Source organism: Kitasatospora viridis, from assembly GCF_007829815.1.
Taxonomy (GTDB): Bacteria; Actinomycetota; Actinomycetes; order Streptomycetales; family Streptomycetaceae; genus Kitasatospora; species Kitasatospora viridis.
On sequence record NZ_VIWT01000001.1, the window covers coordinates 661251 to 683401 of the forward strand.

A 22151-nucleotide genomic window follows, 5' to 3' on the forward strand; every position below is an offset into this window, starting at 1 on the left:
CTACGCCTGTAGTGTGGATTGGGAGCCTCCGCCCCCGAGCGGCGATGATCGGACCCATGACGCCCCGATCTACCCTGGTCGCCGACGCCGCGATCGCCCTGATCGCCGAGCGCGGCCTGCGCGGCCTCACCCACCGCGCGGTGGACGAGGCCGCCGCACTGCCGCCCGGCTCGACCTCCAACCTGGCCCGCACCCGGGCCGCCCTGCTGGAGCTGGCGCTGACCCGGATCGCCGAGCTGGAGGGCGGCGCGGAGCTGACCGCACTGCCCGAGGGGCCGCCCCGCGAGGTGCTGGCCGCCGTCGTCGCCGAGGCGCTGCACCGCTCGCTGACCACCGGACGCGCCGTCACCCTGGCCCGCTTCGAGCTGGCCCTGGAGGCCGCCCGGCGACCCGAACTGCGGGAGGTCTACGACCGGTTGGGCGCCGGCTTCGTGCAGTTCGCGGCCGGCCTGCTGGCCCGCTGCGGCTCGGCGGACCCGGTCGCGGACGCCCGTCGGCTGGTCCGCTGGTGCGAGGGCGTGCTCTTCAACTCGGCGGTGGGCAGCGGGATCCGGCGGGCCCCGGGCCGCGCCGAGCTGCGCGCGGAGACCGCGCGCTTCGTCGGCGCGCTACTGGCCGGCGGGGGTGAAGAGCAGTAGCCGCTGGTCGGCCGCCGGGGTGAGCAGCGTCTCCACCGCGAACTCCTGCCCCGGCAGCCGGAGGTGACGGGTGCGGGAGGTCGCCACCTCGTGCTGCGACCAGTACTCGGCGAACTCCGCGCTGCTCGCCCGCAGCCGCTCGACCAGCTCCGCCGCCTGCTGGTCGCCCGGCCCGCGCCGGGTCACCGCCGCCCGCAGGTCGGCCACCAGCGCCCGCCCGGAGAGCTCCCACTCCTCGTCCGAATAGGCGTGCCGCAGACCGGAGTTGACGAACCAGGCCCAGACCGTGTTGCGCCGCTCCACCGGCACCGTGCAGACCGGCTCGAAGATCCGGTCGGCCGAGGCGTTCTGCGCCAGCAGGTCGCCGAGGTCGCTGACCACCTGCACCGGCGTGTCGGTCAGCTGGTCGAGCAGGTAGCGGACGGCGGGCGCGATCTGCGGCCCGACCGGCGCGGCGGCCGGCGGCTGGTGCCCGCCGAGCAGGTAGAGGTGGTCGCGCTCGTCCTCGGTCAGTTTCAGCGCCCGGGCCAGCGCGCCGAGCAGCTGGGTGGAGGGCTGCGGGCCGCGCGCCTGCTCCAGGCGCACGTAGTAGTCCGGCGACATCCCACTGAGCAGCGCGACCTCCTCGCGCCGCAGCCCGGGCGTGCGGCGGCGCCGGCCGTCGGCCCGGCCGTTGCTCGGCCCATTGCTCAGCCCGTTGCCCGGGCCGTCGGTCAGGCCGACGTCCGACGGGAGCACTCGGGCGCGCGAGCGGCGCAGGAAGTCGGCGAGCTGCGGGCGGTCGATCACGCGGTCCATGCCCGGTGACAACCAGTGGCCGCTCGGGTGGGATTCCCGGTCCTAGGCAGAACGCTCCACTGCTTTCGAAACGAAAGCGCTGACAGAGTCAGTGATGTCCGGGAAACGCCCCGGGCACCACACCACCGGAAGGGTGCCCACCATGTCCCTCGCCATCTCCTTCGCCGCCTACGGCGAGCCCGAGCAGCTCTCGCTGACCGAGCTGACGGCGCCTCAGCCCGGCCCGGGCCAGGTGCAGCTGAAGGTCCGTGCGGCCGGCGTCAACCCGCTCGACTGGAAGCTGCGGGCCGGCTACCTGACCGGCTTCATGCCGCTGGAGCTCCCGCACGTGCCCGGCCTGGAGGCGGCCGGCACGGTGACCGCCGTCGGCCCGGGCGTGACCCGCTGGTCGGTCGGCGACGAGGTCTTCGGCTCGGTGCCCGCCGCCTACGCCGAGTACGCGGTGACCGGCGAGGAGCTGCTCGCCGCCAAGCCCGCCGACCTCTCCTGGGAGCAGGCCGGCGCCCTCCACATGGCCGCCGAGACCTCCTTCCGCACCCTGGCCGAGCTCGGGGTGGCCAAGGGCGACACCCTGCTGATCCACGGCGCGGCCGGCAGCGTCGGCGCGGTGGCCGTGCAGTTCGCGGTGGCGGCCGGCGCCCGGGTGATCGGCACGGCCAGCCCGGCCAACCACGACTACCTGCGCGAGCTGGGCGCCGAACCGGTCGCCTACGGCGAGGGCGTCTTCGAGCGGGTCCGCGCGCTCGCACCCGAGGGCGTGCACGCGGTGCTGGACGCGGCGGGCGGCTACCTGGCCGGCTCGGTGGAGCTGACCGGCGGCACCGAGCGGGTGATCGCCATCGTCGACGCGCAGGAGGCGGCCGGGGCGGGCGTGCGGTTCAGCGGCACCGACCCGGCGACCTGGCGCACCGCCGAGGGCCTGGCCAAGGTCCTGGAGCTGCACGCGGCGGGCACCTTCGTGCTCCCCGTGCGCACCGTGCTGCCGCTGGCCGAGGCGGCCGAGGCGCACCGGCTGAGCGCCCAGGGCCACGGGCGCGGCCGGATCGTCCTGACCGTGTGACCGTCCTGCCGGTCCGAGCGGCGGCCTCGCGAGCACGGCCCGGCGACTGCGCGGCGCTCGGTAGGGTGAACCGACCATAACGTCGAGAGGGCACCCCGCTGATGGCCGAGAACCCCAAGGCGCTCCTGCAGCTGACCAAGGTCAGCCGCACCTACGGCGACCGGGTGGTGCTCCACCCGCTGAACCTGTCGCTGGCCGCGGGCGAGTGCGTCGCGCTGCTCGGCCACAACGGCTCCGGCAAGTCCACCCTGCTGCGGGTGGCGGCCGGCCGGGACCGGCCGAGCGCCGGCTCGGTCCGGTTCGACGGGCTGCCGATGGACGAGAACGACCCGCGGATCCGGGCCCGGGTGGCCGTGGTCGGCGACACCGTGGCGCACTACCCGGACCTGACGGTCCGCGAGCACCTGCTGCTGGTCGCGGTGGCCCACGGGGTGGCCGACGCCCAGGCCTGGGTGGCCCAGGTGCTGGCCGACCGGCTGCTCACCGAGCGGGCCGACGCGCTGCCCTCCGCGCTCTCCTCCGGCCAGTTGCAGGCGCTGCTGCTGGCCTGCGCACTGGTCCGCCCGCGCGACCTGCTGCTGCTGGACGAGCCCGAGCAGCGCCTCGACCCGACCGCCCGCCGCCGGCTGGCCGAGCTGCTGCGCGGCGAGCTGGCCGACGGCGTCGCCGTGCTGCTGGTCACCCACCACGCCGACCTGGCCCGCGAGGTGGCCGACCGGGTGGTGGTGCTGGAGGAGGGCAAGGTGCTGGACCAGGGCCCGGCGGCCGAGGTGCTGGACCGGGTGGGTGTCAGGTGACCGCCCCGCACGCCGAGCAGACCGACAGCCCGCCGGACTGGACCGACGCGGACGACTGGACCCCGGAGGCGCTGGCCCTGCTGCGCACCCTGCGCGCCCCGCACCGGCGCGGCCGGGCCAAGCAGGTGCTCTTCCTCCTCTACTGCGTGGTGCTGGTGCTGGTGATCTGGGGCGGGGTGCCGAGCCTCGGCCTCTTCCTCCAGGCCAAGATGGGCGCCGACTACACCGCGCACGGCGGCCGGCTGCTGGCCGCGCTGCCCAGCGGGATCGCCGCCGTCTCGCTGGCCACCTTCCTGGTGGTGCTGCGGGACGCGCTCTGGCGCGGCCCCGTGGTGCCGCCGCGCGCCTCGATCGACTGGCTGCTGATCCACCCGGTGCGGCCCCGGCCGGTGCTGCGCCCGTGGTTCTGGCTCTCCTGCGGCCTGGCCGCCTTCCCCGGACTGGTGACGGCGGTCGGCGCCATGGTGGCGCTTGGGCTGATGGTGAAGGTGGGCCTGGCGGCGGCGTTCGGCTGGTGCCTGGTCGGCTGCTTGTGCGTGCCGCTGCTGGCCACCAGCGCCGCGGTCTGGGTGGAGCGCAGCGACCGGGCGGCGCGCTGGGTGCGGCGGCTCTCCGGGCCGGTGCTGCTGGCGGTGCTCGGCCTGGCCGCGCAGTGCGGCCTGGCGATCGCCGGTGACCGGGTGGGCTGGCTGGAGCGCGGTGAGCTCTGGTCCGGGCCCTGGGGGTGGGCGGGGATCACCGCGCTGGCCCCCACCCGGGCCTCGGTGCCGGGCGCCTGGGCGGCGGCGGCGCTGCTGCTGATCGGCACGCTGGGCGCTCTGGTGCTGGCCGACCGGGCGGCGTCGACGGTGCCGCTGGACCGGCTGCGCGAGCGGGCCCGGACGGCCGCCGGGGTGCTGGCGGCGCTGCGCACGGTGGAGCTGCGCTCGGCCCGACTGGCCGTCAGCAGTGCGGCCGGCGCCAAGCCGCGGCACCGGCTGCGGCTGCCCGCCCCGCGCAGCGCCTGGCTGGTGATCCCCTGGCGGGACGCCACCGCGCTGCTGCGCGCCCCGGCCCGGCTGGGGCGGGCGGTGCTGCTGACCGGGCCCGCGCTGCTCGCGGCGGTGCCGGCGCACACCAGCCGGGGGCCGGCCGGCTGGCTGGCGACCGGCGTCGCGGTGGTCTTCGGCTACCTGGCGGTGGCCCAGCTGTTGGAGCCGGCCCGGGTGGAGGCGGACGACCTGCGGCGCTCCTCCTGGTCGCCGTACCGGATCACCGGGCTGATGCTGCGGCACGCCGTGGTGCCGGTGCTGCTGGGCGGGCTGATCGCGGTGCTGGCGGCGCTCGGGGTGGAGCTGGCGGGGGGCGGGCCGGCGGTCTGGCTGGCTCCGGTGCTGGTGCCGGCCCTGGTGGCGGCCGGCCTGGTGAACGCCTGCCGCGGGGTGCCGCGGCGCGATCTGATCGTCTCGCCGCTGGGCGGCGCGGGCGGCGGGGCGGGCGGCGGCCTCGGGCCGCTGGTCTTCGCCGCCTGGTACGCGGCCGGGCCGGCGGTGGCGGTGGTGGTGCTGGCGGCCCCGCTGTCGGACGCGGTGCGCACGGACAGCAACGCGGCCTGCGTGCCGGTGGCCGGGCTGGCGCTGGCGCTGGCGGGCGTGCTCGGCTACTGGGCCTGGGACCGGGCGGGCAAGCTGCGGGCGGCGAACTGAGGAACCGATGCACCCGCGTATCCGATGCATTGTCGTATCGGATACGCGGGCGTATCGTCGGCCCATCGGCCCCGCACCCTCGGAGGAGTCCCGTGCCCATGGACCCGAACGTCGCCAAGCTGATCGGACCGACCCCCGAGGGGGTCACCTTCCCGCTGCCGCCCACCTTCGACTCCTTCGAGGAGGAGCGGCAGCACCGCAAGGAGCAGCTGGCCGCCGCCTTCCGGCTGTTCGGCCGGCTCGGCTTCTCGGAGGGCGTGGCCGGCCACATCACGGTGCGCGACCCGGAGTTCCCCGACTGCTACTGGGTCAACCCGTTCGGCATGGCGTTCAGCCTGATCAAGGCCTCCGACCTGCTGCTGGTCGACCACGAGGGCACCCTGCTGGTCGGCCGGCGGCTGGTCAACAAGGCCGCCTTCGTGATCCACTCCGCGGTGCACGCGGCCCGGCCGGACGTGGTCGCGGCGGCGCACGCGCACTCGCTGCACGGCAAGGCCTTCGCCAGCCTGGGCATACCGCTGGACCCGATCACCCAGGACGCCTGCGCCTTCTACCAGGACCACGGCCTCTACCTGGACTACCGGGGCGTGGCCGACGAGGTCGAGGAGGGCAAGCGGATCGGCGTCGCGCTCGGCGCGCACAAGGCGGCGATCCTGGCCAACCACGGGCTGCTGACGGTCGGTCAGACGGTGGCCGAGGCGGCCTGGTGGTTCGTCACCATGGAACGCTCCTGCCAGGCCCAGCTGTTGGCGATGGCGGCCGGCACGCCCCGGCTGATCGACCACGAGACGGCCGAGCGCACCCACGCCCAGCTGGGCGGCTCGCTGGCCGGCTGGTTCCAGGCGCAGCCGCTCTTCGACCAGGTCTTCGCCGCCTCCCCCGACCTGGTCGACTGATCAGCCGACCGACCACCAGAGCACCACTGATCACCACTGATCATCACAGCACCACTGATCACCACAGCACCGCAGGAGCACCATGCCCAAGGGCACCACCAGCCGCCGCCCGCGCACCCGGGCGGCGCTGCTGGCGGCCGCGCTGACCACGTTCGCCGAGCACGGCTTCCGGGCCGCGACCATCGAACAGGTCTGCACCGCCGCCGGTTTCACCCGGGGCGCGTTCTACTCCAACTTCGCCAGCAAGGAGGAGCTGTTCCTGGCGCTCTTCGACGAGCACAGCGAGCGGACCCTGGCCCAGCTGGCCGCGGCGCTGGAGGCGGTGCCGGACGGCGAGTCGAGCCTGGAGCGGCTGGCCGAGCTGGCCTCGGTGATCGAGCCGGCCGAGCGCGACTGGTACCTGGTGACCACCGAGTTCACCCTGCACGCGATCCGCGACCCGCAGGCCGCCTGGGTGCTGGCCCGGCACGACGCCCGGCTGCGGGCCGCGCTGGCCGCCGGGCTGACCGCCTTCCTGGCCCGGGCCGGCCTGGAACTGACCGTGCCGGCCGAGGAGTTCGCCCGGCTGCTGGTGGCGCTGCGTGAGGGCGGTCTGGCGCAGAGCTACGTGGAGCCGGAGCAGCTGCCGCCCGGCGCCCTGGAGCGTCGCTTCCTCGCCCCGCTGCTGCGTAGTCTGACCCGCAGTCACACGACCGAGGGGAACGACTGATGGACCGTCTGCGGATCGCCGTGCTGGGCGCCGGGAGCGTCGGCTGCTACCTGGGCGGCCATCTCGCCGAGCACGCCGAGGTCACGCTGATCGGGCGCCCGGCCGTGCTGGACACCTTGGCCGGCGGGCTCACGCTGTCCGGCGGCGAGCGGCCGGCCCGCACCGTGCCGGCCGACCGGTTCGCCGTGGCGACCACGCCGCAGGCGGCGGCCGGGGCGGACTTCGTGCTGGTCACCGTGAAGACCGCGGCGACGGCCGCCGCCGCCCGCCAGCTCGCCGAACTGGGCAGCTCGGCGGTGGTGGTGAGCCTGCAGAACGGGCTCTACAACACCGAGCGGCTGCGCGCCGCGCTGCCCGGGCGCACGGTGCTGGCGGCGATGGTGCCGTACAACGTGCTGCAGTCCGCGCCCGGCACCTTCCACCGCGGCACGGCCGGCGCGGTGGCGATCGAGCAGCACCCGGCGGCGGCCCCGCTGCTGCGGGTGATGACCGCCGCCGGCCTGTCCGCGCAGTCGGAGGCCGACATCGGCGCGACCCAGCGCAGCAAGCTGATGGCCAACCTGAACAACGCGGTGAACGCGCTCTCCGACCTGCCGCTGCGCGAGCAGCTCGGCCAGCGGGCCTACCGGCGGTGCCTGGCGCTCTGTCAGGGCGAGGCGCTGACCGCCTTCCGGGCGGCGGGGCTGCCGCTGTCCAAGGTCGGCCCGTTCCCGGCGGCGGTCACCGCGCGGGTGCTGCTGGCGCCGGACGCGGTGTTCCGCCGGATCGCCGCCGCCAACCTGCGGGTGGACGACCGGGCCCGTTCCTCGATGTGGGAGGACCTGGAGCGCGGGCGGCCGACCGAGGTGGACAACCTCCAGGGCGAAGTGGTCGCGCTGGCCGCCGAGTTCGGCCTGAAAGCACCGGTGAACGCCCGACTGGCGGCGCTGGTGCACGAGGCGGAGCGGGGGCCGCGCCGGCGCTGGAGCGGGCCGGAGCTGCTGGCCGAGCTCACGGCCGCCCGGGGGTAGCCGGCGGCCGTGCACCGACTGGGCGCCGGCTGGGCGGTGACTGGGCGGCAGCTGGACGGCGGGGGCTGACCGGATGATCATCGACCGCTACCATGGGCGGGTCTTGGTGCCGCGGTGGGGAGAGGGGTCACAGATGGGCGACGGGGGCAGGGCGACCGCCGAGCGCTGGTTCCGCCGGCTCAACCCCGAGCCGGTCCCGGCGCCGCGCCTGCGGATCCTGTGCTGCCCGCACGCGGGTGGTTCGGCCAACTACTACCGCTTCCTCGGGCCGCTCGCGCCGCACGGGGTGGAGCTGCTGGCGGTCCGCTACCCGGGCCGCGAGGACAAGTTGACCGAGCCGGTGCCGGGCAGCATCGCCGAGCTGGCCGCGCCGGTCGCCGAGGCCTGCGCCGACCTGTGGGGCGCGCCGCTGGTGCTCTTCGGGCACAGCATGGGCGCGGCCGTGGCCTACGAAACCGCCCGCCTGCTGGACGGCCGGCCCGGCTCCCCGCTGCGCGCGCTGGTGGTGTCCAGCCGCCCCGGTCCCGGCATGGAGAAGGCCCGCGGCCTGCCCGGTGCCAGCGACGAGGCACTCGTCGCCCACCTGCGCAAACTCGGTGGCACCACGGGGCAGTTGCTCGACGATCCGGATCTTCGCGAGCTGGTCCTGCCGGTCCTGCGGGCCGACTACCGCAACGTCGACGCGCACCGGGTGGACCCGGCCGCCGCACCGCTCTCGGTCCCGGTGACCGCCTACCTCGGCGACAGCGAGGAGTACGTGGACGAGGCGTCGATCAGCACCTGGGCCACCGTCACCACGGCCGGTTTCGGCTGGCGTTCGTTCCCCGGCGGCCACTTCTACCTCACCGAGCAGGGCCCGGCACTGCTGGACGATCTGCTCTCCCGCCCCGGCGTTCGGTAACTCCCGCACCGCGGGAGCGAGATCACCACGACCGATCGGTCGGTCGGTACAGGAACCTGACGCCCGCACCGTTGACCGAGCCTCGCCAACTCTGCTTTGCTTCACCGCAGTGAACGGCGGGCCGACCGCCGCTCCCCACCCGCCGCGGCTCCCACGGCCGCGCCGGATCCCCCACCCGCACACCGGTGCGACGCGCCCCGCGCGCCGTGCCCCAGGTTCGGTGCGTCCCGCTCCACCGCTCGACGGCCGTCGCCGTGTGTTCTCGGCGGCCCGCCCAGGTGCGTCTTGCAAGTCCGACCCCACGCAGCTGACCGTCCGCGCCCACCGGCGTTCCTCCGACGGTCTGCAGGAGAGAGGATTCCCCCCACAGATGGGTACTCCCCACATCCGCGCACGAGCGGCCGTCACCGGCCTCGCGGCGCTGTCCCTGGTCACCGGCGTGCTGATGGCCGCCGCCGCCCCGTCGGCCACGGCCGCCCCGGCCACCAGCCAGGCCGCCTCGGCCAACCCGTACGACCCGGCGACGGGTCACTCGTACCGGCACGGCGTCATCCCGACGATCCAGCAGAACGGCAAGATGAAGACCTGGGCGGCCGGCCACGCCAGCCCGCAGGTCGCCACCGGCCCGGAGACCCTCTCCTACGGCGGCGGCGTCAACGGCGTCGGCGTCAACGACGGCCACGCGAAGGTCTACCTGGTGTTCTACGGTTCCCAATGGGGTACCCAGGGCACCGACAGCAACGGGAACGCCACCTTCACCGGCGACCCGGACGGCGCGGCCGCCGCGGCCCAGCAGATGTTCAAGGGCATCGGCACCAACAACGAGCTCTGGTCGGCCGACCTGACCCAGTGGTGCGACGGCCCCAACGTGGCCAGCGGGGCGACCAGTTGCCCGAGCAACGCCAGCTTCGTGCCCTACCAGACCGGCGGCGTGCTGTCCGGCGTCTGGGAGGACACCTCCAGCGCCTCGCCGAGCGCGGCCACCGGCAACCAGCTGGGCCAGGAGGCCGTCAACGCGGCCGCCCACTTCGGCAACACGGCGTCGGGTTCCAACCGGAACACCTACTACGTGATCCTCTCGCCGACCGGCGCCAACCCGGACAACTACCAGGGCCAGTACTGCGCCTGGCACGACTACACGGGTGACTCCTCGCTCACCGGCGGCGCGGTCAGCTCGCCGTACGGCGACCTCGCCTTCTCGAACCAGCCGTACAACATGGACTCCGGCCAGGGCTGCGGCGTCGGCTTCGTCAACTCGCCCGGAACCCTGGACGGTTGGACCATCACCCTGGGCCACGAGTGGCACGAGATGATGTCCGACATGTACCCGGCGGGCGGTTGGACCAACCAGCAGAGCGGCAGCTCCTTCAACGGCCAGGAGAACTCCGACGAGTGCGCCTGGATCGCCCCCGGCACCACCGGCGGCGCGGCCAACGTCTCCTTCGGCTCCTTCGGCACCTACCCGGAGCAGGCCAGCTGGTCGAACGACACCAACGCGTGCTCGATCTCGCACCCGATCCTGAACCACGGTGGCGGCACCGGTAACACCGTCACCGTGACCAACCCGGGCAGCCAGAGCGGCACCGTCGGCACCGCGGTCAGCCTCCAGGTCAACGCGACCGACTCGGGCTCCGGCCAGACCCTGACCTACTCGGCCACCGGCCTGCCGGCCGGCCTGTCGATCAGCTCCTCGGGCCTGATCACCGGCACCCCGACCACCGCGGCCACCTCCTCGGTCACCGTGACGGCCACCGACGGCACCGGCGCCTCCGGCTCCGCCTCGTTCAGCTGGACCATCGCCACCTCCGGTGGCGGCGGCACCTGCACCGGCGGCGGCCAGCTGCTCGGCAACCCGGGCTTCGAGACCGGCGCCGCCTCGCCGTGGACCGCGACGGCCGGCGTCATCAACAACGACACCGTCAGCGAGCCGGCCCACAGCGGCAACTGGGACGCGTGGCTGGACGGCTACGGCGCCGCCCACACCGACACCCTGTCGCAGACCGTCAACGTGCCGGCCAACTGCTCGGCGAGCTTCAGCTTCTGGTTGCACATCGACACCGCCAAGACCGGTAGCACCGCCTCCGACAAGCTGACCGTCACGGCGAACGGCACCACCATCGCCACCTTCTCCAACCTGAACGCCAACAACGGCTACGTCCAGGAGACCTACAACCTGTCCTCCTACGCCGGCAAGAGCGTCACGCTCAAGTTCAGCGGCGTGGAGAACTCCTCCTCCGCCCAGACCAGCTTCGTGATCGACGACACCGCGCTGAACGCGAGCTGACCCCACCTCGGATTCACCCGGCGGGCCGTGGCTGATGCCACGGCCCGCCGGCCGTTGCCCCCTACACTCCGTCACGTGATGATCGCCAAGGCCGCCCCGCCCGCGCTCGCCTGCTGGCTCCTGCTGGCCCCGCTCACCCCGACCGCCCAGGCCGCACCCTCGCCCGCCGACCCGGTCTTCCCGGGCCTGGGCAGCACGGCCTACGACGCGCTCGACTACCACCTCGCCTTCGACTACCTGGCCGACACCCGCACGGTGGCCGGCACGGCCGAGATCACCGCCCGCACCCGGCAGCCGTTGCGCGAGCTCGACCTGGACGCCCTGGGCCTGACGGTGCGCCAGGTCACGGTCGACGGCCGTGACGCGCAGTTCCGCACCGAGGAAGAGAAACTGACGGTCCATCTGCCCCACCGGGCGGCGGGCGGACAGCGGCTCACCGTGAAGGTCGAGTACACCGCCGACCCCACCGCCCGGTTGCCGCACACCGGCTGGGTGCCGACCGCGACGGGCTTCGCCCTGGCCGGGCAGCCGAACAGCGCGCACACCGTCTTCCCCTGCAACGACCGGCCGGACGACAAGGCCCGGTTCACCGTCGACGTCACCGCGCCGGACGGACTGCTCGGGGTGGCGGGCGGCACCCCCGCCGGCAGCAGCCGGCGGGACGGCCGCACCACCCGGACCTACCGCTACCGCGCCCCGATGGCCACCGAGCTGCTCCAGGTGGCCGTCGGCGACTACCGGCTGAACGAGCACCGCGGCCCGGACGGCCTGCCCCTGCGCGACGTCGTACCCCCCGCCCGGCTGGCCGCCGTCCGGCCCGCGCTGGACCTGGAGTACGGCCAACTGGAGTGGATCGAGCAGCGGTTGGGCCCCTTCCCGTTCGAGTCCTACGGGCTGCTGCCGGTGGACACCGACGCGCCGGACGCCTTCGGCTTCACCGGCCTGGAGACCCAGACCCTCACCCTCTACAAGCCCGGCTTCCTCACCCAGCCGGAACCCGCGATCGGCTCGCACATGATGCACGAGCTGGTGCACTCCTGGTTCGGCGACAGCGTCACCCCGCGCAGCTGGTCCGACCTGTGGCTGAACGAGGGGCACGCCGACTACTACGGCCTGCTCTACCGCTACCAGCGCGGCTGGCCGGACGGGTTGGGCCTGACCTCGCTGGACGACCGGATGCGCGCGGTCTACGCCGACGGCGACCAGTGGCGCCACGACTGGGGGCCGGTGGCCGACCCGAACGCGGCCGACCTGTTCGAGGAGCAGCGCTACCTGGGCGGGGTGCTGGTGCTCTACGCGCTGCGCCAACGGGTCGGCGAGCAGGCCTTCGACCGGATCGAGCGCGGCTTCCTGGCCCGCTACCGGGACGGCTCGGCGAGCACCGCCGACTACGTCGAGACCGCCTCCGAGCTGGCCGGCCAGGACCTGTCCGGCTTCCTCGACGCCTGGCTGCACGGCACCCGGACGCCGCCGATGCCCGGCCACCCGGACTGGACCGTGCGGCCGGCCGGCTCCTGACGGCCCGTCAGTCGAGCTCCTGCTCGGCCCAGATCACCTTGCCGGTCCGGGTGTACCGGGTGCCCCAGCGCTCGGCCAGCTGCGCCACCAGGAACAGCCCGCGCCCGCCCTCGTCGGTCTCGGCCGCGTAGCGCAGGTGCGGGGCGGTGCTGCTGGCGTCGGAGACCTCGCAGGTCAGCACCCGGTCGAAGAGCAGCCGCACGGTGATCGGCTCGGCCGCGTAGCGGATCGCGTTGGTGAGCAGCTCGCTGAGCACCAGCTCGGTGACGAAGGCCTGCTCGGTCAGGCCCCAGCGGTCCAGCTGGCGGCTGACCGCCGCGCGCACCTCGCCGACCGCCGCCGGGTCCTTCTCCACCGACCAGCGCGCCACCCGGTCCGGCGGCAGCACCCGGGTGCGGGCCACCAGCAGCGCCACGTCGTCCACCGGGCGCGCGGGCAGCAGGTCGGCCAGCACCCCGTCGCAGGTGCGCTCCGGGTCGTGGCCGCGCTCCTGCTGGAGCGAGCGGCGCAGCAGGTCGAGGCCGCTGTCCAGCCCGCTGTCCAGGTCGCGGTCGCGGTCCTCCAGCAGCCCGTCGGTGTAGAGCACCAGCAGGGTGCCCTCGGCCGGGCGCAGCCGGGCCGAGACGAACGGCAGCCCGCCGACGCCCAGCGGCGGGCCGGCCGGCACCTCTGGGAACTCCACCGAGCCGTCCGGGCCGACCAGGGCGGGCGGCGGGTGGCCGGCCCGGGCCAGCACGCACTCCCGGGAGACCGGGTCGTAGACCGCGATCAGGCAGCCGGCGCCGGTGACCGCCTGGCTGCCGCCGGGCTCCTGGCGCTGCTCCTGGTCCAGCCGGGCCACCAGCTCGTCGAGGTGGCCGAGCAGTTCGTCGGGGGCCAGGTCGAGCATCGCGAAGTTGTGCACGGCGGTGCGCAGCCGGCCCATGGTCGCGGCGGCGTGCAGGCCGTGGCCGACCACGTCGCCGACCACCAGGGCCACCCGGGAGCCGGGCAGCGGGATCAGGTCGAACCAGTCGCCGCCGACGCCGGCCTGGGCCGGCAGGTAGCGGGAGGCCACCAGCAGCGCGGTCTGCTCCGGCAGGCCCTGCGGCAGCAGGCTGCGCTGCAGGGTGACCGCCATGGCGTGCTCGCGGGTGTAGCGGCGGGCGTTGTCGATGCAGACGGCGGCCCGGGCGGCCAGCTCCTCGGCCAGCGAGAGGTCCTCCGGCTCGAACCGGGGCGAGCCGCCGGCCCGCCAGAACTTGGCGATGCCCAGCTGCACCCCGCGGCCGCGCAGCGGCACCCGGATCACCGAGTGCACCCCGGCGGCCAGCATCGCGGCGGACCGGGCCGAGTCCTGGGCCTGCCAGTCCGGGGAGCTCGCCAGGTCGGCGTCGAGCACGGCCTCGCCGCTGCTCAGACTGCGGCCCTGCGGCGAGCCCGGGCGCACCGTGATCGCCTCGCCGACCGGGTAGAAGCCGTCGGTCGGGCTGCCGACCCGCGCCACCCGGCGCATCCGCAGGCTGTCCTGGGGCACCGGTTCGGCGCCGGCCAGCACCGTCTCGGCCAGGTCGACGCTGACCTGGTCGGCGAACCGGGGCACCGCCACCTCGGCCAACTCCTCGGCGGTGCGGGCGACGTCCAGCGTGGTGCCGATCGCCACCGAGGCGTCGTAGAGCAGGGTGAGCCGGCGCCCGGCCGCGTCGGCCCGGGCGACGGCGGCCTGCAGCTCGGTGGAGTCGCGCAGGGTCACCACGCTGCCGGGCGGGCCGCCGGCCAGGTCGGTGGCGCGGACGTTGACCAGCAGCGGCCGGCCCTTGCTGACCGCCACCTCGTCGCTGACCGGGCGGCCGGAGCCGAGGAGTTCGGCGACCGAGGGGTCCAGGTCGAGCTCGCCGACCGGGCGGCCCTCCGCCTCCGCGGACAGCCCGAGCAGGCGGCGGGCCTCGTCGTTGGCCAGCAGCAGGGTGTCGGCGCGGTGCCGCTCGCCGCCGCTGCCGCGCCGCTCGGGCCCGATGCCGCGCTTCTCGGGTCCGATGATGAGCACGCCCTCGCGGACCGCGTGCAGCACGGCGTCGTGGTGCTCGTACATCCTGGTCATCTCGGCCGGGGCCAGGCCGTGGGTCTGCCGGCGCAGCCGGCGCACGGCGAGCGCGGTGCCGACGGTGGCCAGCACCAGGGCGCCGGCCGCGGTGCCGAGCACCAGGGGCAGCTGGCGGTCCACCACAGAGGTGGCCCGGCTGACCGTGACGCCGGCCGAGACCGCACCCACGATGGTGCCGTCGGTGTCCCGGAGCGGGACCACGGCCTGCACCAGCTCGCCGATCGGGCTGCCGATCCGCTGCACCACCGTGCGGCCCTGCAACGCGGGTTGGTAGTCCCCTTGGAAGGGCTTGCCGATCAGGGCCGGTTCGGGGTGGGTGAGGCGGATGCCCTGCGGGTTGATCACCACGATGAAGTCCACCCCGGCGCCGATCCGGGCCGCCTCCGCGCGCGGCTCCAGCACCGCCGTCGGGTCGGGGGCGCGCAGCGCGGCGGCGGTGCCGGGCCCGTTGGCGAAGCTCTCGGCCACGGCGATCGAGCGGTTGCGGACCTCGGTGTTGCTGGCCCGCTGCGACTCCAGCACCAGTGCCAGGACAGCCGCCAGCACCAGCAGCACGACCACCAGGACCTGCAACGCGAAGACCTGCCCGGCCAGGCTGCGCACACCCCGGACCCGCCGGGTCCGGTTCTTCCGGGCCATGGGGCCATGTCTACGCCTCTTCGGCCCCTGCGGCCAGCGCACCTGCCGGTATGTCGCCCCGCGCACCCGGACGGCGGCCGACCCCGGGCGGTCAGGAGGTCGGCACGGCCTCGGCGAGCGCCTCGGTGACCTCGGGGGTGCCGGCCCGCAGACCGTAGACGGGGGTGCCGGGCTGCTGGCGCCACGAGTCGGCGATGCCGCCCGAGTCGACGGTGTCGAAGCCGAGCTCCTCGATCAGCGCGCGGACCCTCTGCTTGGCCGCCGCGTCGTCGCCCGCGACCGGGAGGGCGAGCCGGTCGGCGGCGCCGGCCGGGCGCGGCCGGTCGATCAGGTCCTGGGCGTAGGTGCCGTTGAAGGCCTTCACCACCGGGTGCCCGATGTGCTGCTCGGTCCACCGGCTGGACGGCACCCCGGCCTCCAGCTCGGCGATCCGGCCGTCCCGGTCCGGGTAGTAGTTGCCGGTGTCCACCACGGCGAACCCGGGGGCGGCCCCGGCGAACAGGTCGGCCGGCAGCTGCGGCACCGCCTTCAGCGGCACGGTGACCACGACCAGCTCCGCGTCGCGGGCCGCCTCGGTCGCCGCCACCGCGGTGGCGCCGGTCTCGGCGGCCAGCTCGGCCAGGCTCTGCGGGCCGCGCGAGTTGGCCACCGCGACCTGGTGGCCCAGCGCGGTGAGCCGCCGGGTGAGGTTGCCGCCGATGTTCCCCGCGCCGATGATGCCGATCTTCATGCCGCACTCCTCGTTGTGCTGGTCCTGCTGGGCTGGTGCTGCTGGGCTGATCTTGCTGTGCTGGTCCTACCGAACCGTCTGACCGGGCGTCATATTTCCGACTGCCCGCAGCAGGTGTCAGAACGTCAGCCGGAGCACCTCGAACGCCGCGCCGAACCGGGTGCCGAGCCGGGTGCCTGCCTCCCGGCCGAAGCCCTCCAGGAAGCCCCGGGCGTCCGCCATCTGACCGCCGAGGCCGGCCAGGTAGGCGGCGTGCGCCTCCAGCGAGGCGACGCCGGCCTCGAAGTGGTCGGTGGTGTCCACCCCGTGCTCGGCCAGCGGCGAACCGCCCGCCCAGAGCTGGCGCACCCCGCCCCACGGCTCCAGGCCCTCGGCCAGCAGCTCCCGGAAGACCCACCGGTTGCCCGCGTCCCGCACCCCGTCCAGGGTGGCCCGGCCGGCCGCGATGTGGTCGGCCTGGTTGGGCACGACGCCGCCGTAGGTCTCCCGGAAGTTGCCGGTGATGACGATCTCCGGGCGGTGCCGGCGGACCAGCCGGGCGACGTCGCGGCGCAGCGCCAGGCCGTACTCCAGCACCCCGTCGGGGTGGCGCAGGAACTCCACGGTGTCCACCCCGACCAGGGCCGCCGAGGCGATCTGCTCGACCTCCCGCAGCGGGCCGCACTCGGCGGGGTCGAGCCCGTCGATGCCGGCCTCGCCGCTGGTCAGCATGGCGTAGACGACCCGCTTGCCCTGGCTGGTCCAGCGGGCCACGGCCGCCGCCGCGCCGTACTCCATGTCGTCGGGGTGGGCGACCACGGCGAGCGCGGTCCCCCAGTCCTCGTCGAGCGGCTGCAGGGGCTTCGGGGCGGGGTCGGGCACGGCTCGGCTCCTCGGTGATCTGATGGTGGCTCAGATCCGTCATACCATCAGACGTGCTCCGTCGGCGCGCGGAGCGGGATCACCTCGGCCTCGGGCTCGCGCGCGTGCCGGAGCTTCTCGCCCTCCACGTCGAGGTCCGGCAGCAGGCGGTCCAGCCAGCGCGGCAACCACCAGGCGGCGTGCCGGGTGAGTGCGAGCACCGCCGGGACGAAGGTCATCCGAATCAGGAAGGCGTCGACCAGGACGCCGATCGCCAGGGCCAGCGCGATCTGCTTCAGCATCGGGCTGTTCGAGCCGACGAAGGCCGCGAAGACCGAGATCATGATCAGCGCGGCGGCCGTGACCACCCGGGCGCTGTGCCGGGCCCCGCTGTGCACGGCGCTCAGCGGCTGCCGGTGGTGGACGTAGGCCTCGCGCATCCGGGAGACCAGGAAGACCTCGTAGTCCATCGCCAGTCCGAAGAGCACCGCCAGCAGGATGATCGGCAGGAAGCTGCTGATCGGCCCGGCCTTGTCCACCCCGATCCACTGGGCGAAGTGGCCCCACTGGAAGACGCCGACCACCGCGCCTAGGGTCGCGGCGATCGAGAGCACGAAGCCGGCCGCGGCCTTGAGCGGGACCACCAGGGAGCGGAAGACCAGCAGCAGGAGGAGCAGCGAGAGGCCGACCACCACGGCCGCGAACGGCAGCAGCGCGGCGTTGAGCTTGGCGGAGACGTCGATGCTGACGGCGGTGGTGCCGGTGACGCCGATCCCGGCGCCGGTGCGCTGCTGGAGCGCGGCGGCGTCGCCGCGGATGGTGGAGACCAGGGTCTTGGTCGTCTGGTCGCTGGGGCCGCCGGTCGGGATCACCTGGATCAGCGCGGTGCGGGCGGCCGGGTTCACCGCCGGGGCGCCGACGGTGGCGACGCCGGGCAGCGCCTTGATCGACTCGGCGATGGTGCGGGCCGCGGCGGTGGGGTCGGCGCTGTGGGTGGTGTCGGCCAGCACCAGCAGCGGGCCGTTGAAGCCGGGGCCGAACTCCTTGCTGACCTGGTCGTAGGCGAGGCGCTGGGAGGAGTGGGCGGGCGCGGTGCCGTTGTCGGGCAGGGCGAGCCGCAGGCTGTGCGCCGGCCAGGCGAGCGCGCCGGCGCAGGCGAGCACCGCGGCGACGGTGAGCAGCGGGCGGCGGGTGACCAGCCGGAACCAGCGCTCCCCCGCGTTGGCCGGGCGGCCGTCGGCGCGGGCCAGTGCCTGTTCGCGGCGCATCGCGCGGGAGCCGGGCCGGGGCGTCAGCCGCTTGCCGGCGAAGCCGAGCAGGGCGGGCAGCAGGGTGGTCGCGACCAGCACGGCGATCAGCACCGCGGCGGCCGCGGCGAGGCCCATCGCGGTCAGGTAGGGGATGCCGATCACGGTGAGCCCGGCCATCGCGATCACCACGGTGAGGCCGGCGAAGACCACGGCGCTGCCGGCCGTGCCGACGGCCAGCGCCGCCGACTCCTCGGGGTCCGTGCCGTGGGCGAGTTGGGCGCGGTGGCGGCTGACGATGAAGAGCGCGTAGTCGATGCCCACCGCCAGGCCGATCATCAGGGCCAGGCTCTGCGCGGTGGAGGAGATCGCCGTCACCCCGGTGAGCGAGAGCACCCCGGCGATCGCGGTGGCGACCCCGACCAGCGCGCTGGCCAGCGGCATTCCGGCGGTGAGCAGCGAGCCGAAGGTGAGCGCCAGGATCAGCAGGGCGACGCCGACGCCGATCAGGTCGGCGGTGTGGGACTTGTCCTTGACCAGGCTGGCCGCGTTGCCGCCGACCTGGACGTCGAGGCCGCTGCGCTGGGCGCCGGAGACGGCGCTCCTCAGCTGGTCGAGCGAGTCACTGTGCAGGCCGCTCGCGGTGACCTCGTACTGGACCTGGGCTATCGCCGTGCTGCCGTCGGCGGAGACGGTGTGCGCGGCGACCGGGTCGACCACCTTGACCACCTGCGGCGCCGACGCGGCGGCGGTCAGCGCGGTGCGGATCGCCGCCAGGTCGGGCGGATCGGTGACCTTGTGGCCCGCCGGGGCGGTGAAGACCACCTGCGCGCTGGTGCCCGAGGACGCCGGGAAGTCGGTCTTCATCCGGTCCAGCGCCACCTGGGACTCGGATCCCGGGATGGTGAAGGTGTCGTCGAGCTTGCCCGGGCCGCCGAAGGCCAGCATGCAGCCGACGACGGCGGCGATCACCGCGAGCCAGAGGGTGAGCACGCGGCGGCGGTGGCGGTAGGCGAGCCGTCCGAGGCGGTGGAGCAGGGTCGGCATGGCTGGGGCTCCCGATCTGGGTGTCCGACCGGCGGTGACGCCGGGTCGAGAAAGTGGCAGGGCTGCCACGTTAGCAAAGTTGGCAGGACTGCCAAGTTGTCGCCCCACGGCTCCGCCCGGGCCTGCGATGATCGGTGGCGTGGAAACCGACGAGACCTTGGACGGCGGCGAGGAGCCGGGCCGCCGCGAACGGAACCGGCAGCGCACCCACCTCGCCCTGGTGCAGGCCGCCAACCGGCTCTTCCAGGAGCAGGGCTACGACGCCACCACCGTGCGGGACATCGCGCTCGCGGCCGGCGTCGGCGAGCGCACCTTCTTCCGCTACTTCCGGTCGAAGGAGAGCCTGTTGGTGCAACAGGTCCGCGACCTGATCCCGCTGCTCGGCAGCGCGATCCGTAACCGCCCGGCCGCCGAACCGCCGCTGGCGGCGCTGCGCGAGGCGGTGCTGGAACTGGCCACCTGGCACCACACGGCTCCGGCCATGCTGCTGGTCGGGCCGCAGCCGCTGCCGCCCGACCTGACCAGCCGGGGCGGCCGGTTCCTGCTCTTCGACCTGGAGCAGGAGGTGGTGGACGCGCTGCAGTTCCGGATCGCCCCCGCCGACCCGACCCGGGAGCAGGCCCTGCGGGCCTCCGTGCTCGGCCGCGCCGGGGTCGGCGCGCTGCGCGCCGTCCGCCTGACGTACACCCACCTGTCCCCGACCGAGCAGGCCACCACCGACGTGCTCGCGATGGTGCGCAGCGCCTTCCAGGCACTGGGACACTGACGGAGCGTCAGCTCGGGCACGGCCGACGCACCGTCCGAAACACGGCGGATGCACCGTCACCGGAGGAAGCCGGACAGGGCCGGATAGGTAGAATCCCGGACCGGGCGCCGTCAGCGACGCCTGTGCCCCGACACCACGGCCCCCCGGCCATCCCCCGACTCCCTGAGGGAGACAGATGCGCGACCTGACCATCGGCGAGTTCCTGCGGCAACTGGGGGCCCGGGTGCCCGCCCCGGGCGGCGGGGCGAGCGCCGCGCTGCACGCGGCTCAGAGCGCGGCGCTGCTGTGCATGGTGGCCCGCTACACCACCGGCGAGCGCTACGCCGAGGTGCAGGACGCGATCGCGCGGATCCTGGCCGAGGCCGAGGAGCTGGGCGACACCGCGCTGCGGCTGGCCGAGGAGGACGCCGCCGCGTTCACCGCCGTCACCGACGCCTACGGACTGCCCAAGGCCACCCCCGAGGAGAAGGCCGCCCGCTCGGCCGCGATCGCCGGCGCCCTGGTCGGCGCCGCCCAGCCGCCGGCCGACACCATCGCCGCCGCCCGCAAGCTGGTCGCCCTCGGCGCGGAGCTGGCCCCGATCGGCAACCGCAACGTGCTGACCGACGTGGCCGCCGCCACCGAGGCCGCCCGGGCCGCCGCCACCACCGCCCGGGTCAACGTCGAGATCAACCTCGGCGGGATCAAGGACGAGGCGGCCAAGGCCGAACTGCTCGCCGCCATCGCCGACGTGGACCAGATCGCCGCCGCGGCCGAGGCCGTCACCGACGCGGTGCGGAAGGAGATCACCAAGTGACCGCCACCGAGTTCAAGGGCGGCCCGCTGGCCACCCGGATCCGCACCGACGTCGCCGAGCGCGCCGCCAAGCTGACCGAGCAGGGCCGCACCCCCCGCCTCGCCGTGGTCACCGCGACCGACGACGAGGCCAGCGCCTGGTACGTCCGCTCGATCGCCAAGGCCGCCGGCAAGGTCGGCATCACCTGCGACATCGTGGACCTCGGCCCGGCCGCCACCACCGCGGAGATCACCGCCACCCTGGAGCGGCTGAGCGCCGACGACTCGGTGCACGGCCTGATGCTGCAGACCCCGCTGCCGGCCGGTGCCCGGCTGGAGGAGCTGGCCGGCGCGATCGACTTCGCCAAGGACGTGGACGGCGCCAGCCCGCTCTCGCTCGGCCGCCTGGCCGCCGGGCTGCCGGCCTTCGCCCCGGCCACCGCCGAGGCCGTGCTCAGCATCCTGGAACACTACGAGGTCGAGCTCCAGGGCAAGCACGTGGTGGTGGTCGGCCGCTCCACCGTGGTCGGCAAGCCCGCCGCGCACCTGCTGCTGGACCGCAACGCCACCGTGACGGTCTGCCACTCGCGCACCACCGACCTGGCCGCCCTGACCGGCTCCGCCGAGGTGCTGGTGGCGGCGGTCGGCCGGGCCGGCCTGATCACCCCCGGGCACGTGCGCCCGGGTGCCACCGTGATCGACGTGGGCACCAACCCGACCGAGGACGGCGGGCTGGCCGGCGACGTGGACCCGGCGGTCGCCGAGGTCGCCGGGGCGCTCACCCCGGTGCCGGGCGGCGTCGGCCCGGTCACCACCGCGCTGCTGCTGCGGCACACCGTGGAGGCCGCGGAGCGCTGAGCCGTGCTGCGCTGAGCCGTGCTGGTGCCCGGGGCGTTCGCCCCGGGCACCCGTGCGTTCGGCCCCGTTCGGTCCGGGCCTCAGCGCACCGGCACCGAGCGCCGTCGCAGACGCGCCGTCAGCTCGGCCACCAGCTCGGGCGCCCGCTTGTCCACGAAGAAGTGGTCGCCCTCGAACTCCAGCAGCTCCGCCGCGCCGGTGCCGTGCTCTCGCCAGCACGCCAGCTCCGCCAGGGGCACCGCGGTGTCCCCGGTGCCGCCGATCAGCAGCAGGTCGGCGGCGACCGGCCGGGCCGGGGCGCCCGCGTGCCGCTCGCCGTACTCCTCGTAGAGCCGCACGTCCGCGCGGAGCACCGGCAGCACCAGCTCGCGGATCCGCGGATCGCCCAGCGCCTGCTCGTCCATGCCCTGGTAGCGCGCGGCGAAGGCCGCCAGCATGGCGTCGTCCGGCTCGATCCCGGAGAGCCGGTAGCCGGGGTGGGGCAGCAGCCGGTCCGGCGGCAGGCAGGCGGCCAGCACCAGCAGCTCCGGGCCGCGACCGGCGGCCTCGGCCAGCAGCGCGGCCTCGTAGGCCACCAGCGCGCCCATGCTCACCCCGAACAGCGCGTACGGCCCGGCGGCCCGCTCCAACACCTTGGCCGCCATCGCGGCGGCCAGCTCCTCGATGCTCGCGGCCGGCGGCTGACGCAGCGTCAGCAGGTGGGCCGGGTAGTCCAGTCCCTGCCAGCGCGGGGCGCCCGGCGGCACCGGCCACTTGGTGAAGATCATGCTGCTGCCGCCCGCGTAGGGCAGGCAGAAGACCTGGTCGATCCGGTCCGCTGACTGCATCGGCGCTCCTGCCGTCGTGGTCCCCTGCTGGTCGGCCCCATCGT

19 protein-coding genes are annotated in these 22151 nt (G+C 74.8%); 13 read left to right on the forward strand and 6 right to left on the reverse strand.

The features are described from left to right. The first annotated feature begins 56 nt into the window (after positions 1-56). On the forward strand, positions 57-638 hold the full coding sequence (locus FHX73_RS03075) for a TetR/AcrR family transcriptional regulator (RefSeq protein ID WP_145903146.1): 582 nt from the start codon (positions 57-59) through the stop codon (positions 636-638). Here the strand turns inward: FHX73_RS03075 and FHX73_RS03080 are convergent. Continuing rightward, the gene (locus tag FHX73_RS03080) at positions 609-1436 is read right to left on the reverse strand and encodes a helix-turn-helix transcriptional regulator (RefSeq protein WP_145903147.1); all 828 of its coding nucleotides are present in this window, start codon (positions 1434-1436) and stop codon (positions 609-611) included. The genes FHX73_RS03075 and FHX73_RS03080 overlap by 30 nt on opposite strands. 142 nt (positions 1437-1578) lie before the next feature. Here FHX73_RS03080 and FHX73_RS03085 point away from each other — a divergent pair, with 142 nt between their 5' ends. The 9 genes from FHX73_RS03085 to FHX73_RS03125 all read left to right on the forward strand — a co-directional run bounded on the left by FHX73_RS03085 (position 1579) and on the right by FHX73_RS03125 (position 12296). Further along, on the forward strand, positions 1579-2496 hold the full coding sequence (locus FHX73_RS03085; protein ID WP_145903148.1) for an NADP-dependent oxidoreductase: 918 nt from the start codon (positions 1579-1581) through the stop codon (positions 2494-2496). Between the two features lie 101 nt (positions 2497-2597). Next, positions 2598-3293, forward strand: a complete 696-nt coding sequence (locus FHX73_RS03090; protein ID WP_145903149.1) for an ABC transporter ATP-binding protein — start codon at positions 2598-2600, stop codon at positions 3291-3293. Beyond that, complete coding sequence (locus FHX73_RS47060) at positions 3290-4978, forward strand: hypothetical protein (protein ID WP_145903150.1); 1689 nt, start codon at positions 3290-3292, stop codon at positions 4976-4978. The genes FHX73_RS03090 and FHX73_RS47060 overlap by 4 nt, the downstream gene beginning before the upstream one ends. 98 nt (positions 4979-5076) lie before the next feature. Beyond that, positions 5077-5874: a class II aldolase/adducin family protein gene (locus tag FHX73_RS03100; RefSeq protein WP_145903151.1), complete on the forward strand. Its 798-nt coding sequence runs from the start codon at positions 5077-5079 to the stop codon at positions 5872-5874. 82 nt (positions 5875-5956) lie between these two features. After that, positions 5957-6583, forward strand: coding sequence for a TetR/AcrR family transcriptional regulator (locus tag FHX73_RS03105; protein WP_145903152.1), 627 nt, complete (start codon positions 5957-5959; stop codon positions 6581-6583). Then, complete coding sequence (locus FHX73_RS03110) at positions 6583-7593, forward strand: 2-dehydropantoate 2-reductase (protein WP_246213323.1); 1011 nt, start codon at positions 6583-6585, stop codon at positions 7591-7593. Before FHX73_RS03105 ends, FHX73_RS03110 begins: the two co-directional genes overlap by 1 nt. 133 nt (positions 7594-7726) lie before the next feature. Continuing rightward, on the forward strand, positions 7727-8494 hold the full coding sequence (locus FHX73_RS03115; RefSeq protein ID WP_145903153.1) for a thioesterase II family protein: 768 nt from the start codon (positions 7727-7729) through the stop codon (positions 8492-8494). A gap of 370 nt (positions 8495-8864) precedes the next feature. Next, on the forward strand, positions 8865-10778 hold the full coding sequence (locus FHX73_RS45480; protein WP_211786123.1) for a putative Ig domain-containing protein: 1914 nt from the start codon (positions 8865-8867) through the stop codon (positions 10776-10778). A gap of 78 nt (positions 10779-10856) precedes the next feature. Then, complete coding sequence (locus tag FHX73_RS03125) at positions 10857-12296, forward strand: M1 family metallopeptidase (protein ID WP_145908025.1); 1440 nt, start codon at positions 10857-10859, stop codon at positions 12294-12296. 7 nt (positions 12297-12303) lie between these two features. Here the strand turns inward: FHX73_RS03125 and FHX73_RS03130 are convergent, their stop codons facing one another. The 4 genes from FHX73_RS03130 to FHX73_RS03145 form a co-directional block, all read right to left on the reverse strand. Further along, positions 12304-15018, reverse strand: a complete 2715-nt coding sequence (locus tag FHX73_RS03130; RefSeq protein ID WP_145903154.1) for a SpoIIE family protein phosphatase — start codon at positions 15016-15018, stop codon at positions 12304-12306. A 91-nt stretch (positions 15019-15109) separates the two neighbouring features. Continuing rightward, entirely contained in the window at positions 15110-15799 is a 690-nt protein-coding gene (locus tag FHX73_RS03135) for an NADPH-dependent F420 reductase (protein ID WP_281292710.1), read from the reverse strand. Between the two features lie 66 nt (positions 15800-15865). Continuing rightward, entirely contained in the window at positions 15866-16609 is a 744-nt protein-coding gene (locus tag FHX73_RS03140) for a PIG-L deacetylase family protein (protein WP_246213324.1), read from the reverse strand. Positions 16610-16656: 47 nt separating this feature from the next. Next, positions 16657-18882: an MMPL family transporter gene (locus FHX73_RS03145; RefSeq protein ID WP_145903156.1), complete on the reverse strand. Its 2226-nt coding sequence runs from the start codon at positions 18880-18882 to the stop codon at positions 16657-16659. Positions 18883-19021: 139 nt separating this feature from the next. On the opposite strand from FHX73_RS03145, the gene FHX73_RS45485 reads away from it, so the two are divergent. The 3 genes from FHX73_RS45485 (at position 19022) to FHX73_RS03160 (ending at position 21280) form a co-directional block, all read left to right on the forward strand. Then, positions 19022-19648: a TetR/AcrR family transcriptional regulator gene (locus FHX73_RS45485; RefSeq protein WP_211786124.1), complete on the forward strand. Its 627-nt coding sequence runs from the start codon at positions 19022-19024 to the stop codon at positions 19646-19648. Between the two features lie 175 nt (positions 19649-19823). Further along, positions 19824-20444: a cyclodeaminase/cyclohydrolase family protein gene (locus FHX73_RS03155; RefSeq protein WP_145903158.1), complete on the forward strand. Its 621-nt coding sequence runs from the start codon at positions 19824-19826 to the stop codon at positions 20442-20444. Then, positions 20441-21280 carry a bifunctional 5,10-methylenetetrahydrofolate dehydrogenase/5,10-methenyltetrahydrofolate cyclohydrolase gene (locus FHX73_RS03160; protein WP_145903159.1) on the forward strand — a complete coding sequence of 280 codons (840 nt, stop codon included), beginning with the start codon at positions 20441-20443 and terminating at the stop codon, positions 21278-21280. The genes FHX73_RS03155 and FHX73_RS03160 overlap by 4 nt, the downstream gene beginning before the upstream one ends. 80 nt (positions 21281-21360) lie before the next feature. Here FHX73_RS03160 and FHX73_RS03165 read toward each other — a convergent pair whose 3' ends face one another. After that, positions 21361-22107 (reverse strand): thioesterase II family protein, encoded by a 747-nt coding sequence (locus FHX73_RS03165; RefSeq protein ID WP_145903160.1) that lies wholly within the window; start codon positions 22105-22107, stop codon positions 21361-21363. Between the last annotated feature and the right edge of the window lie 44 nt (positions 22108-22151).

What these genes read in the sequence shown, in the direction of transcription:
- FHX73_RS03075 (WP_145903146.1), top strand. Translation starts at nt 57, where the DNA reads ATGACGCCCCGATCTACCCTGGTCGCCGACGCCGCGATCGCCCTGATC.
- FHX73_RS03080 (WP_145903147.1), bottom strand. Translation starts at nt 1,436, where the DNA reads ATGGACCGCGTGATCGACCGCCCGCAGCTCGCCGACTTCCTGCGCCGC.
- FHX73_RS03085 (WP_145903148.1), top strand. Translation starts at nt 1,579, where the DNA reads ATGTCCCTCGCCATCTCCTTCGCCGCCTACGGCGAGCCCGAGCAGCTC.
- FHX73_RS03090 (WP_145903149.1), top strand. Translation starts at nt 2,598, where the DNA reads ATGGCCGAGAACCCCAAGGCGCTCCTGCAGCTGACCAAGGTCAGCCGC.
- FHX73_RS03100 (WP_145903151.1), top strand. Translation starts at nt 5,077, where the DNA reads ATGGACCCGAACGTCGCCAAGCTGATCGGACCGACCCCCGAGGGGGTC.
- FHX73_RS03105 (WP_145903152.1), top strand. Translation starts at nt 5,957, where the DNA reads ATGCCCAAGGGCACCACCAGCCGCCGCCCGCGCACCCGGGCGGCGCTG.
- FHX73_RS03110 (WP_246213323.1), top strand. Translation starts at nt 6,583, where the DNA reads ATGGACCGTCTGCGGATCGCCGTGCTGGGCGCCGGGAGCGTCGGCTGC.
- FHX73_RS03115 (WP_145903153.1), top strand. Translation starts at nt 7,727, where the DNA reads ATGGGCGACGGGGGCAGGGCGACCGCCGAGCGCTGGTTCCGCCGGCTC.
- FHX73_RS45480 (WP_211786123.1), top strand. Translation starts at nt 8,865, where the DNA reads ATGGGTACTCCCCACATCCGCGCACGAGCGGCCGTCACCGGCCTCGCG.
- FHX73_RS03125 (WP_145908025.1), top strand. Translation starts at nt 10,857, where the DNA reads ATGATCGCCAAGGCCGCCCCGCCCGCGCTCGCCTGCTGGCTCCTGCTG.
- FHX73_RS03130 (WP_145903154.1), bottom strand. Translation starts at nt 15,018, where the DNA reads ATGGCCCGGAAGAACCGGACCCGGCGGGTCCGGGGTGTGCGCAGCCTG.
- FHX73_RS03145 (WP_145903156.1), bottom strand. Translation starts at nt 18,882, where the DNA reads ATGCCGACCCTGCTCCACCGCCTCGGACGGCTCGCCTACCGCCACCGC.
- FHX73_RS03155 (WP_145903158.1), top strand. Translation starts at nt 19,824, where the DNA reads ATGCGCGACCTGACCATCGGCGAGTTCCTGCGGCAACTGGGGGCCCGG.
- FHX73_RS03165 (WP_145903160.1), bottom strand. Translation starts at nt 22,107, where the DNA reads ATGCAGTCAGCGGACCGGATCGACCAGGTCTTCTGCCTGCCCTACGCG.